The following is an 11,563-nucleotide window of genomic DNA, read 5'->3' as shown; positions in this document are numbered from 1 at the left end:
AAGCGGATTTGCTGCTGCAGTTGAACCGCGCCAGACGCTCCAGTGCAGTGTGGCAGCAGCAGCGGATCTTCGAGGAGATGCTGCGGATGATGGATCTGGCGCAGCTGGATGCGGCAGGAAGCCATGCGGTAGAGATTGCTGAGCAGACAGAGGCATATCTCCGCAATCATTATGCGGAAGCGCTTACCAATACACTCCTCGCCGATGAACTGCATTTCCATTATAACTACTTAACCCGCTGCATGAAGCGTGTCTACGGGCTGACACCGATGGAGTACTTGACCGATTACCGGCTGGAGCAGGCCAAGCTGCTGCTGCTTAAGACGGAAATTCCTGTTTCGGCGATCGCGGAGCGCACAGGGTTTGAGAGCACGGCTTACTTCTCACGGCGGTTCACAGGCAAGATCGGCATCTCCCCGCTGCGTTACCGTAAGCGGTATTCACGATAATCCGCATACCGGCTGCTCATGGTGAAAACATCAAAAAACCCCGTATCAGCCTTTCTTTAACTGCCGAAGCAGTAAAGGCTAATCTGGAGGTCTTGATGGAATAAAGCTTATTCTCCCATGTGTATAGGATAGGCACGAAATTCATACAGCTCCCGGCTGTAGGACAATCCTCGGATGCGAACAGAATTGGGGGTATATTCTCTGATGCGTCCGCCATCCTCCAGAATATCATCCTCATACTCCTTTACGGCAACCGCTACCGGAACCTCCGACAGCGCGGCTGCCAGCAAGTCCAAGTCGCTCTCCAGTACTTTATATGTATAGTCCATCCGCTGTTCACCTGCTTTGCGTGCAATATATTATTCGTAACATTTACTATTAATATATAATCTTTTATCCGCTTCAGCAAGACTTAATGTTGAACTTACAGTTTATCTCCGTATAAAATAAGTTATGCCGGACATCCTAACTCCACGTTCCTAACTTTATCTGTGAAGGAGTTGTATTATTATGGGTGTTCTATCCGGAAATTCCAAAGATGAACCGCTGCACTACGGGGAAATCTTCAACCTGTGGCAATTTTCCGCGTCAGCCAAAATGTCCTTATCCACTTTCCAGGCCTTTCATTATCATGCAGGTGATCAGGATCTGAAAGAAGTCCTTGATAACTTCATCGATCAGGTCCACCGGGAAATCAAGGAATGTGACAAGCTTCTGAAAATACATGGCATCATACCTCCTCCCGGACTCCCCGACAGGCCTTCAGTGAAGCTGGAGGATATCCCTGCCGGAGCACGCTTCTCCGATCCTGAAATTGCTGCTGCCCTTTCCGCCGCAGCTTCGTTAGGCCTCGTTGTATGCAGCCAGGCTATGGGAACCTCGATCCGCGAGGACCTCGGGGCAATGTTCATGAAATTCCATGCGCAAATGGCCGCACTGGGGCTGCAGCTGCTCAAAATGAATAAAAAGAAGGGCTGGCTGGTCCCGCCTCCCCTTCAGCTTAAAACTCCGGAGCCTGTGCCGGTCTAATAGTCCGGGCATGTCCCCGTCTAATCCTGCGTAAGCAGGATTTTTTTGCTTTCCAGCTATTTTTTGTAAGGGCCAAGCATATTCATTAAGACATGCCTCATTTTGGAGATGTTGAATATGCACCCATTTTTACGGTACACCGTCATATTATTGGGGGGAGTGCTTATTGCAGCGGGAACTAATTTTTTCCTTGTCCCTTACAAAATTCTGGACGGCGGAATAATCGGCATTGCCCTCATTATCAATTATATGACTGGTACAAAAATCGGACTGGCTATCATCGTGTGCAGCCTCCCTATTTTTCTCCTTGCATGGGTAAAGGAACGGGACATTTTCTATAACAGCATACTCGGGCTTGTTATCTCCTCGATCATGATTGAGCTGCTCGGGCCGCTCCAGTTTTATTTTCTCTATTACATAGAGCTCGGCTCCATCTCCAGCGCCATTATCGGCGGCTTTCTGATGGGCAGCGGTCTTGGGCTGATGCTGCGTTTCAAGGCGAGTACTGGGGGGACGGATCTGCTTGCTAAATTTATGAAACGGTATGTTCCGCTAAATGTGGGAGTCATTATTTTTCTGACGGATATTCTAATTATCGGGGCCGGCGGTTTACTCATCTCTAAAGAAACCTTTTTCCATTCGGTCCTAACGATCTTTTCGGGAGGCGTGGCGACGGGATTATGTACCATGGAAAACAAACCTCACAGCACTTGGAAATAACGGATGCTTATATCGTAAACTGGAAATAAAAAGTTAATATCTAGTTAAAACTTTCAATAAATTTTTATTATTTCCGTAAAAAACAGCAATTCAGGTTGATCTTTTGTGAAATTGCGGCGACAATCGGATATATAACACTCCAAGGGAGGATCGAACGAAGTTGGATAGCTCAAGCAATAACAGCAATACTTCCGCGCATGATATTATCGACCTGTGCCTGCTGGCTGGTAAAATCATGCTGCAAAGCGGCGCGGAAACCTATCGTGTGGAGGACACCATGTCCCGCATGGCAGCAGCCTTAGGTTTTCCCGGAGCACACAGCTATGTGACCCCTACGGTTATTATGTTTACGACGAGCAGAACCGAGCCGGTAAAGCTGTTCCGGATCGCCGAACGGACAACCGATCTGAAAAAGGTGTCGGAGGTCAACGACATCTCCCGCCGTCTCAACGAGCGCCAGCTCACAGCAGCCGAAGCCCGCGAGCGGCTTGGGGCTGTTGACGATGCCGCGCATGCTTATCCGGCCTGGCTGCAGATCGCTGCAGCTGCCCTTACCGGCGCATGTTTCACCGTAATGTTCAAAGGCAGCCTGTGGGATGCCCTCCCGGCCCTTCTAGCATCAGCATTAGGCTTCGCCGCAGCAACCTACCTGCACCGGCTTGTGCAGATCAGATTCTTCGCGGAGTTCAGCGCTTCGTTCCTGATCGGCCTGCTTGCTTTCCTGTCTGTCAAAGCTGGCATCGGCCAGGAGATGGACAAGATTATCATCGGGTCCGTGATGCCGCTCGTTCCGGGTCTGCTCATTACCAATGCCGTCCGTGATCTCATGGCCGGGCATCTGGTCTCCGGCCTGTCCAAGGGAGCAGATGCCTTCCTGACCGCTTTTGCGATTGGAACAGGAATCGGGCTTGTGCTGTCGCTTTTCTAAAATATAAGGAGTGAAAGAGGTCAAGCCTTCATGATTTTGCAATTGATAACCAGCTTTATTGCCGCTGCCGCATTCTGCATTCTGTTTAATGCGCCAGGGCGTGCGCTGCTGCAATGCGGTTTCGCCGGAATGGTGGGCTGGATACTGTATCTCCAGCTTGATGAACGGTGGGATACGGTGATTGCCACCTTCTTAGCCACCGTTGTTGTCGGGGTGATTAGCCAAATCTTTGCCCGTTCCTTCAAGATGCCTGTCATTATCTTCAGCGTCGGAGGGATTATTCCGCTTGTCCCGGGGGGACTGGCGTATGATGCGATGCGCAGGTTCGTGGAGAATGATAATAATCAGGCGATTCAGTTTGCCGTACAGGCTCTGCTGCTATCCGGAGCCATCGCCACCGGACTTGTGCTTAGTGAAGTGCTCGGACAAATATTCCGGCGGAAGAAAGCCTGAGGCCTTAAGGAACAATTCAGCTTACATTGGTCAGATCCGTCTAATTTGCATAGTATGAATGTCATTTAACAGATACATCAGACCGATAACACAGCAAAGTCCGCCCGCCGCAAGGAATATCATCCTTGCGGCGGGCGGACTTTGCTATGCTCTGCTGATTCTTAACGGCAGCTTCTAGCTGGAGGAAGATTGGCCGATAATCTTCTGATAGCTGGCAATATCCAGCCACTGTCCGAACTTGTGGCCGATTTCCTTGAACAGGGCGCTCTGCTCGTAACCGTGTCTGGTAAACAAGCGGCGGCTTGGCTCATTATCCGCACACACCGTAGCGACCAGTACATGGAACTTAAGCTCGGCAGCCCGCTCTTCAATAAACCGCAGCGCTTGTCCGCCAAGTCCCCGTCCGCCGCTGCCCGGCTTCAGGTACACACTGATTTCACCGGAAGTATCATAGGCCTGCTTATTCTTATGTCTGGCAATCAGTACGTAACCCTCCAACCTGCCGTCCTGCATGATGGCATAGGATTTGAAGCGCGGATCGCCGCTTACCACAGACTTGCGCATTTCCGGCAAGGTCTGTGGTTCGGTATGGAAGGAGATCGTCGTATTCAGCACATAATAATTATAAATATCCAGCACCTCAGCCAAATGCTCTTCCTTAATTTCCTCAAAAGACAGCCCGCCGGCAGTGATTTCCCCCATTTTTAATCCTCCCAGATTGATGTTTCTAATTGATCAACGAACCGGCGCAGCTTGCCGGCGATTTTGAGATTGATCGCCCCGTTCTGGTACAATTGCTGCACCGTATCCCGCTGCTCCTGGATTGCCTTCAGCTTAAGCTCAAGATTCTGATCGTCGATCACCCCTTCCTTGCTCCATCCTTCTCCTTGCTCAAGCCGTGACTCCATCTTCTCATATTTGTCAATGACCAGCTGTGCAGCTTCGCGGTTTTTCTCATTAATCCCGCTGCTGACGGCCGTGACCGCCGCCTGGCACATCGCGATTTTAGCTTTTCGGGCCTCTTCGGCATTCTGTACTGCCTGGCGGCCTTCGTCGCCGCTAAGCCGCCCGGTGAATATCCCTGAGAGAAGACGCTGAATCTCGGTCAAAGAGAATTTCACCTGTGTATCGAACCGCCGGCATAGGACGGCTTCCTTATGATCCAGCAGTTCTTCCATCTTCACTGCGACAGGTGCCGGCAGCATGCCGTTCTCCGTCATCCGCCGCAGCTCCGTCCGCTCCGCCTCCAGGCCGCTGAGCCGGGCTTCAATCCCTAAGCGGCGGAACTGCTCCGATTTAGGATCATTTTCAATTTTTAGACCGCAGAGGCGGTCGATTTTGTCGGTAAATTCCAGCAAAGCAGGCTGTGCCGAGCCCCCGCCCGTCTCGGTGACGAGGCTCCGCAGCATAGTCATGCCCGCATCAATTACTACTGATCTTGCGGCCAGCTCCGGATTCCCCGTGCCTTCCTTCAGAACTACAGCTGCAGTCTCCTCTTTCTCTGCCAAAAGCGGTAACAGGACACTGGCAATCAGCAGCGACATCAGGATAACGCCTGCCGCAATCGCAATAATCAGGTCACGCTGGGGAAAGAGTGAACCGTCTCCCAGCGTCAGAGGAATAGAAAAGGCTCCGGCTAATGTAACGGCTCCCCGTACACCAGAAATGGAGGTAATCAGCTGTGATTTAAGCGGTGTCCGCTCCACCTTCAGCCGGCGGCTTTCGAAGATCGAATAGAGGTATAACCAGAGAAAACGCAGCACAATAAGCAGCATCGTAATGACCAGAACATAGCCGGCCACCATTAAATTATTAACACTTTGATCATGGTAAATGACCTCTACAACATCCGGAACCGACACCCCGAGAATTAGGAACACCATCCCGTTGAGGATAAACAGCAGCACCGACCAGGTGCTGGCCGACACCAACTGCAGCTTATACTGCGGCGAGACGGCACGGTCCTTTTCGATCGCATTGACTACACCTCCGGCTACGACCGCCAGGATGCCGGATACTCCGATCTCCTCACTGATCAGATAGATGATGAACGGGGTAAGGATCTGCAGCAGCACATGCATGGTGACGTCCTCCATGCCGAACCTGCGGAGAAATACGCTTAACCGGATCAGCAGAAAGGACAGCAATGCCCCGAGCAGCAGGCCGCCGGCCGCAATCATCACGAAGCTCAGTGCCGCTTTGGGCAATGAGAAGACTCCGGTAACCGCAGCGGCAATGGCAAATTTAAAGGCGACCAGACCGGAAGCGTCATTCATCAGCGATTCGCCCTCCAGTATCCGGTGAATACTGCCAGGCAGATGCACCCTTCCCGCCAGCGAACTCACCGCAACAGCATCGGTCGGCGAGAGAATTGCCGCCAGCGCAAACGATGCCGCCAGCGGAATCGCAGGGATCATCCAGTGGATGGCATATCCCGCCACAAATACCGTTACGAAGACCAGCCCCAGAGCTAGCAGCAGAATGGGCGCCCGCAGATTCCATAGCTCATCACGCGGTGTCCGTTTGCCGTCATTAAACAGCAGCGGCGCAATAAATAATAAAAAAAACAGTTCCGGTTCAAAGGACATATGTATTCCTGTCGGGACCATTGCGGCAATTACACCCAGCCCGATCTGGATCAGCGGAATCGGCACAAACGGAATAAACCGGTTCACAATATTTGATGCCGCAATAAGCCCGAGCAGTAAAAGCACGGCAAGAAAAGTCTCCAGGCTGCATCAACTCCAATCCAATTTTTCTCTATTATTATATCCTAAACCCCGCTGCTGCGACAAAAGAAGAGCAAAACGTTTACCAGGCCTATCATCTACACGAACAAAGAACAGAAGGAGACAAGCCGTATCCTCCGGCATTGCCCCCTCTAGTACGGCCCCAAATCCTCTTAAATCATCTGCCCTCAAAGCCAAAACATCCTTTTCAAGCACTGCCGCTCCGCTATCCGCAGCCTTTGCGGCACCCCGCATAATGGCCGTTACTTCATGTCCTCTGCTTAGCGCTTTCTTTACGATCCCGCTTCCGTCTTTGCCGCTTGCTCCAATAACTGCTATCTTCATAATACGTCTTTCTAAAAGTTAAATGAACCGATAATTAGTTACTCTGCGGAATCGTAATCAGCTTAATGCCAATGTTCCAGGGATCCGTAAGTGTGACTCCGTCCGCTGTTTCTGCCACAGAATATCCCGCATGGCGTACCCGTTCTGCCACATCAGCAACCTCCCGGACATCCGGCAGCTGCAGGGTGAAATAATCAATTCCCGGCGCATCATCCGGTGTTGCAGGTGCGCCTTGACCCGCCCAGATGTTCAGCCCCATGTGGTGATGATAACCGCCGGCCGAGATGAACAGCGCCGAGTTCCCGTAATGGGTGGTAGGCTCAAAGCCGAGCGCATCAACATAAAATTTCTTAGCCTGGGCAAGATCACCCACATGAAAATGAACATGTCCGATCACGGTGCCTGCAGGCAGGCCGCTCCAGGTTAAGCCTTCGGAAGCCGCCAGTAAACCATCCACATCTACCGGATCGGTAGTCATGATATAGTCTCCTTGAGCATCACGTTTCCATGTGTCCCGCGGCCGGTCACGGTACAGCTCAATCCCGTTATTATCGGGGTCTTGAATATAGAGAGCTTCGCTCACAAGATGGTCACCTTGGCCGACCTCAATCTCTGAGTCGATCAGGTTTCGCAGCACCAGGCCGAGACTCGGGCGGTCAGGCACGAGAATCGCAAAGTGATACAACCCTGCTCCCTTACGGGGTTGCATCCGGGCATGCTCAATTTCCCGTAAAACAAGCAGCACCTGCCGTCCGTCTGCCGTCAATTCCGCTACGCGTCCATGCGTGCGCAACACCTTAAGTCCGACCACATTCTGATAAAAAGCGAGTGAACGCTCCAAATTGCTTACTCTAATCTGTACAAGACCAATTTGAACATCCTCATGTAATGTCGCTGTTGCTGTCATATTAACGCCTCCTGAAGGTATGCCGCTTTCGGTAAACCTATTTCACGCGGCTTAGTTTAACCTCTGCTGCTAATAACATCCACCTGTAACAGTTACCGTTACACTTTAACTAACTTTAGTATAGTAGCATTTTAAAAGTTTGTCAATTACTTTCGCAATCAGTGCCAGGGGTTCACATTTGCAATCACTCACTTAACACTATTCATTTAATAATTCTGTCTCCGCTGTAGATCCGGTTCTCTGCCGTCACAATCTGAACCCACTCCAGGACTGCTGATTTGGTGAACATAAACTCTGCGTCTATTTTAAAATAAGGCAGACGGACACCCGTAAACACTCCGTTGTTGCTTAAGATCGCATTCTCTGCTTTGATGATGTTCAGCACCTGAGCCTCCTGCATATTCAGGAATTGTGCCGTTTCTTGAAGCGTCATTACCGCTTTATCCTTTGACCGGGCCTGCTCCATCAATGCAGCCTGTGTCTTGGCCTCCGTCCCGGTCTCTGCAATCTGCGCTTCTATCTCCTTCTCCGTGCCTGAGGCTCTTTCATTGCCAAGAATCAGACAGCCAATGATAAGTGACAAGCCCAGTATCAAGCTCGCCGCCAGAATAGTTATTTGATTTGTTTTCATCTTCATCCCCTATTCCCCTTTTCCTGCATGTTCGACCAGCCAACAGTCCCTTAGTTCACCTTCATGCCATTCATGTTTTAAAAGCCGTTGTTTTCTTACAAAGCCATTTTTCTCATACACATGCAGCGCCCGCCGATTCCAGCATTGCGGGTCCATGACAATTTTACCGGCCTGCTTTACCTCAATCAGGTACTGTACCGTTTCTTTGACCAGCTGCGATCCGACCCCCCGGTTCCAAAAGGAAGGGTTCCCGATAAACTGGTCCATGCCATAGATGCTGCCGGCAAATTCCGAATATCCGTAAATCCCCCGCTCCGCATCATCTAACCGATAAAACTGAATGTAACCGATATCCTGTGAATTGTACCGGACAATGCCCCGCCCTATTTCCTCTGTGTCATCACCATAAAAATGCTCCAGTACCCTGTCTATATCATGCGGACGGTCGCGTCCTTCGTAATACTCCAGCACAGAAGGATCTGACAGCCAGTTAACCAGCAGCTCCGCATCCTCAGGCTCTAAGCTTCTGACATCTACTTCTCCGTTACCATATAACAACAAAGCAGTCACTCCTTATAACAACATATAGTCCCTATTGTCAGTCTAAGTTAACTGGAATATTGTGTAAAGCAGCGGCTCGAATGGCAAAAAAGTAGCCCTACCGTCATCCGGCAGGGCCAAAGTCTATTATAAGGGGGGGTCATGTGGTTACTATAACGCCCGAAGCTTAAAAGCGGATGAAAAGGACATAAAGTTTAGCTGAATTTTGCCGCTTGCCTGAATGGATTACTTCTGCAGTCCAGCTTGCGGCGAACAACAAAAGGATCCCGCCGATGCACGGCAGGATCCGACTAAAAATGTATCCACTGGGGGGTGGAGACCTTAACTATACTCCCCGAACCTTAAAATCAGATAAAATCCTGCTGAAAGCTTTCTTAAATTCGGAATGAACACAGTTTATTGTTTACCTAGGCCACTGGAATCTGGTTCACGATCTGATCCAGGGTAACTTCCTGCAGCACATTTTCCATTGCTTTCTGGGCCAGCGAGAAGACCGGTACAATAGCACCTGCAATGTTCTTACCTACAGGACACTCAGGATTGGGATGGTCATGCACCGCAAACAAGCTGTCATCCTCCACTGCATTAACGGCTTTATAAATCTGCAGCAGCGTAATTTCCGCAGCACTGCGTGTTAGCTTAGCTCCGGCCACACCAGGACGGACATCCACCAGGCCTGCTTTATGAAGCATCCCTGTCAGCCTGCGGATGACGACCGGATTGGTATTCACACTGCCGGCAATCCACTCAGAGGTACTCTTGCCTTCCTTATTACTGTCAATTAAAGTCAAAATATGAATAGCGACCGCAAACCGGGTGCTGATATTCATGGTTATCTCTCCTTTGGAGCCTTCAGACAAAAAAAGCTGTAGATGCAACAATAATAGTTACATTTTAAACCATTGTCAATCCTGCCATCAGCTCACGAACCCTGTCAGGGTACTTTTTGCTAAGCCTTGTTTTACCCAGATTGCTCTTCACAATCCTTAGCACCCGGGCATCACCGCTCTCCGCCAGCCTGCTCAACAGGGCAAAACCTGCTTCCGGTTCAGCGGCCGCAAAGAGGCTGAGGCTGTACTCCAGACCCTTGGACAACACCCGGAAATGCTCGGGATCACAGCCTTTCGCAGCTCCATGCAGGATACCGTCCGTAATTCCGGCTGCCAGGTCCAGAGCGTATAACACATGGTCACGGTTTTTGAGCAGCGGCGGGTGGGCAAGGGCGGCGACAAAGGCCCGCTGTTCCAGTAGATTAGCGTCTTCTCTCCAGCCGTCAAGCAATTGATTCAAAAGTCTGAAATCGGACTCCCCTATGCTTTGCAGACCGATCGCAGCCGCCTCGCGTACCCGCCACCCCGCATCATTCATCGCTGCTTTAAGCACACTTTCTACGAGGCGGCGGCGCTGGCCATCTGCATAAGCGTAGTGGGCTCCGCAAGCCTGAACTGCACAGAAAACCAGAAATTCTCCAGGAGCATCTACCCACGAACACAGAAGCGCCCAGGCAGTATCCGATATCTTTGTATCCGCAAAATTCTGTGCAAAGCCTGCAGCCAATTCCAGATTGGCCCGCGGTCCGGGCAGTCCGCTGTTGTCATGCATATAGCCCTCCAGCAGCGGCCAATGCTCCCGGTTCTCAATCCACTTCTGAAAATGTATTTCCTCCGCTTTTTTTCCGCTCACGCCTCATGACATCCTTTCCTTAGTTAACTCTACTGCCACTGGACTATTTCCTGCGTGATATAAGGATAATCAATCTGCTGCTTCACAACGCGCATTGCCTCTTCACCCGCCAGCAGTGACAGCACGTACAAGCCCAGATCTATCGAAGTGGAAACACCGCCGCCGGTAATAACGTTGCCGTGTTGAACAATACGAGCCTTTACTACATTATGACAGTAGGGCTCCAGTAAACTGTAAGCTGAGGGATTCGTTGTAGCGCCGCACCCCTGCAGGAAACCTGCTGCACCCAGCAGCAGCGAACCTGTACACACGGATACTTTATAAGGCGCAGCTGCAGCACCGCGCAGCCAGTCAATGAATATTTCGTCGAGGCGGAGCTTCCTCGTACCGAGTCCGCCCGGCACAAAAACGAGATCATATGCCGATAAATCCGGCATCACCCGGCCGGTCTTCATCTTCAGCCCCAGCTCATCGGTCACCTCATCCGAGATGCCGCAAATGTCCCATTCCAGACCTTTACCTGCTTCAAATTGTCCCAGCCGGCAGATCACATCATAGAAACCGGCGAAATCCAGAAATGTCATCCCGTCAAAAAGAATAAAGGCAATCTTCACCGGGACTCCTCCTTTCCCCTGCGGCAATGCAGCAGTTCATTACTCTGAATCATAAGCCTGCAAAGCTACCGGCAGCGCCTGCACCACCACATTGCCCGCTGCCGGAAGACCCAGCAGTACCGCACTAATAATCTCATCCCGCGTAGCCCCAAGCTGTTTGGCATGCTTCACATGAAACGGCAAGCCGCTCTCCAGCCGAACCGCAGCTAAGACGGCAATATAGGCAATTTCTTCCGTCTTGGGATCAAGTCTGCTTGCGGCATCCAGCTTGTGAACCGCTTCCATCCAGGCCTGCTGCTGCTCTGGCGCTTCCTTCATAAACGTCATAAACGAATTACTGACTTGCGGCGAACCCTCCATATCCAATCCCTCCCGTTTGTTTAACCGTAACAGTTCTACACTAGCGTAAAGAAGCCGGCAGTTCGGTTAAACGCGTCACAAAACAGGGAATATTTTGCAAAATCTACGCCTGGCATGCTATCCCGTCCTAAAACAAATAGGCTGCTCCTGACAG

The 11,563-nt window shown here is 50.9% G+C and carries 16 protein-coding genes; 5 read left to right on the top strand and 11 right to left on the bottom strand.

Annotation, left to right across the window (positions count from 1 at the left end):
• The coding region (locus AQR02_RS08295; RefSeq protein ID WP_148449144.1) for a helix-turn-helix transcriptional regulator at window positions 1–449 on the top strand (449 nt) is incomplete at its 5' end.
• Window positions 450–556: 107 nt separating this feature from the next.
• Here the strand turns inward: AQR02_RS08295 and AQR02_RS08290 are convergent.
• Window positions 557–778: a hypothetical protein gene (locus tag AQR02_RS08290; RefSeq protein ID WP_054940169.1), complete on the bottom strand. Its 222-nt coding sequence runs from the start codon at window positions 776–778 to the stop codon at window positions 557–559.
• Between the two features lie 181 nt (window positions 779–959).
• Here AQR02_RS08290 and AQR02_RS08285 point away from each other — a divergent pair, with 181 nt between their 5' ends.
• From AQR02_RS08285 to AQR02_RS08270, 4 genes are all read left to right on the top strand, one after another.
• A complete protein-coding gene (locus AQR02_RS08285; protein WP_054940168.1) occupies window positions 960–1,478 on the top strand; it encodes a DUF3231 family protein in 519 nt (172 codons plus the stop codon).
• Between the two features lie 117 nt (window positions 1,479–1,595).
• A complete protein-coding gene (locus tag AQR02_RS08280; RefSeq protein WP_054940167.1) occupies window positions 1,596–2,198 on the top strand; it encodes a YitT family protein in 603 nt (200 codons plus the stop codon).
• Between the two features lie 160 nt (window positions 2,199–2,358).
• Window positions 2,359–3,126: a threonine/serine exporter family protein gene (locus tag AQR02_RS08275; RefSeq protein WP_054940166.1), complete on the top strand. Its 768-nt coding sequence runs from the start codon at window positions 2,359–2,361 to the stop codon at window positions 3,124–3,126.
• A gap of 3 nt (window positions 3,127–3,129) precedes the next feature.
• Complete coding sequence (locus AQR02_RS08270; protein WP_342447476.1) at window positions 3,130–3,579, top strand: threonine/serine exporter family protein; 450 nt, start codon at window positions 3,130–3,132, stop codon at window positions 3,577–3,579.
• A 174-nt stretch (window positions 3,580–3,753) separates the two neighbouring features.
• Here AQR02_RS08270 and AQR02_RS08265 read toward each other — a convergent pair whose 3' ends face one another.
• From AQR02_RS08265 to AQR02_RS08220, 10 genes are all read right to left on the bottom strand, one after another.
• Window positions 3,754–4,281 carry a GNAT family N-acetyltransferase gene (locus tag AQR02_RS08265; protein ID WP_054940164.1) on the bottom strand — a complete coding sequence of 176 codons (528 nt, stop codon included), beginning with the start codon at window positions 4,279–4,281 and terminating at the stop codon, window positions 3,754–3,756.
• A 2-nt stretch (window positions 4,282–4,283) separates the two neighbouring features.
• Window positions 4,284–6,293, bottom strand: coding sequence for a Na+/H+ antiporter (locus AQR02_RS08260; protein ID WP_425339965.1), 2,010 nt, complete (start codon window positions 6,291–6,293; stop codon window positions 4,284–4,286).
• Window positions 6,294–6,317: 24 nt separating this feature from the next.
• On the bottom strand, window positions 6,318–6,653 hold the full coding sequence (locus AQR02_RS35495; RefSeq protein WP_054940162.1) for an NAD(P)-dependent oxidoreductase: 336 nt from the start codon (window positions 6,651–6,653) through the stop codon (window positions 6,318–6,320).
• 34 nt (window positions 6,654–6,687) lie between these two features.
• Window positions 6,688–7,560 carry a VOC family protein gene (locus tag AQR02_RS08250; protein ID WP_054940161.1) on the bottom strand — a complete coding sequence of 291 codons (873 nt, stop codon included), beginning with the start codon at window positions 7,558–7,560 and terminating at the stop codon, window positions 6,688–6,690.
• Window positions 7,561–7,762: 202 nt separating this feature from the next.
• Window positions 7,763–8,197, bottom strand: coding sequence for a hypothetical protein (locus tag AQR02_RS08245; RefSeq protein WP_054940160.1), 435 nt, complete (start codon window positions 8,195–8,197; stop codon window positions 7,763–7,765).
• Window positions 8,198–8,200: 3 nt separating this feature from the next.
• Window positions 8,201–8,752, bottom strand: a complete 552-nt coding sequence (locus tag AQR02_RS08240) for a GNAT family N-acetyltransferase (protein WP_054940159.1) — start codon at window positions 8,750–8,752, stop codon at window positions 8,201–8,203.
• A 407-nt stretch (window positions 8,753–9,159) separates the two neighbouring features.
• A complete protein-coding gene (locus AQR02_RS08235) occupies window positions 9,160–9,582 on the bottom strand; it encodes an Rrf2 family transcriptional regulator (protein WP_054940158.1) in 423 nt (140 codons plus the stop codon).
• Window positions 9,583–9,646: 64 nt separating this feature from the next.
• On the bottom strand, window positions 9,647–10,435 hold the full coding sequence (locus AQR02_RS08230; RefSeq protein ID WP_054940157.1) for a hypothetical protein: 789 nt from the start codon (window positions 10,433–10,435) through the stop codon (window positions 9,647–9,649).
• A 29-nt stretch (window positions 10,436–10,464) separates the two neighbouring features.
• Window positions 10,465–11,049, bottom strand: a complete 585-nt coding sequence (locus AQR02_RS08225; protein ID WP_054940156.1) for a DJ-1/PfpI family protein — start codon at window positions 11,047–11,049, stop codon at window positions 10,465–10,467.
• Window positions 11,050–11,088: 39 nt separating this feature from the next.
• The gene (locus AQR02_RS08220; RefSeq protein WP_054940155.1) at window positions 11,089–11,409 is read right to left on the bottom strand and encodes a carboxymuconolactone decarboxylase family protein; all 321 of its coding nucleotides are present in this window, start codon (window positions 11,407–11,409) and stop codon (window positions 11,089–11,091) included.
• Window positions 11,410–11,563 lie beyond the last annotated feature (154 nt).

The organism is Paenibacillus ihuae (genome assembly GCF_001368795.1).
Classification (GTDB): Bacteria; Bacillota; Bacilli; order Paenibacillales; family Paenibacillaceae; genus Paenibacillus_AQ; species Paenibacillus_AQ ihuae.
Note: the sequence above shows the minus strand (reverse complement) of the source record. Positions and strands in the feature narration are given on the sequence as shown.

What these genes read in the sequence shown, in the direction of transcription:
- AQR02_RS08290 (WP_054940169.1), bottom strand. Translation starts at nt 778, where the DNA reads ATGGACTATACATATAAAGTACTGGAGAGCGACTTGGACTTGCTGGCA.
- AQR02_RS08285 (WP_054940168.1), top strand. Translation starts at nt 960, where the DNA reads ATGGGTGTTCTATCCGGAAATTCCAAAGATGAACCGCTGCACTACGGG.
- AQR02_RS08280 (WP_054940167.1), top strand. Translation starts at nt 1,596, where the DNA reads ATGCACCCATTTTTACGGTACACCGTCATATTATTGGGGGGAGTGCTT.
- AQR02_RS08265 (WP_054940164.1), bottom strand. Translation starts at nt 4,281, where the DNA reads ATGGGGGAAATCACTGCCGGCGGGCTGTCTTTTGAGGAAATTAAGGAA.
- AQR02_RS35495 (WP_054940162.1), bottom strand. Translation starts at nt 6,653, where the DNA reads ATGAAGATAGCAGTTATTGGAGCAAGCGGCAAAGACGGAAGCGGGATC.
- AQR02_RS08250 (WP_054940161.1), bottom strand. Translation starts at nt 7,560, where the DNA reads ATGACAGCAACAGCGACATTACATGAGGATGTTCAAATTGGTCTTGTA.
- AQR02_RS08245 (WP_054940160.1), bottom strand. Translation starts at nt 8,197, where the DNA reads ATGAAGATGAAAACAAATCAAATAACTATTCTGGCGGCGAGCTTGATA.
- AQR02_RS08235 (WP_054940158.1), bottom strand. Translation starts at nt 9,582, where the DNA reads ATGAATATCAGCACCCGGTTTGCGGTCGCTATTCATATTTTGACTTTA.
- AQR02_RS08220 (WP_054940155.1), bottom strand. Translation starts at nt 11,409, where the DNA reads ATGGAGGGTTCGCCGCAAGTCAGTAATTCGTTTATGACGTTTATGAAG.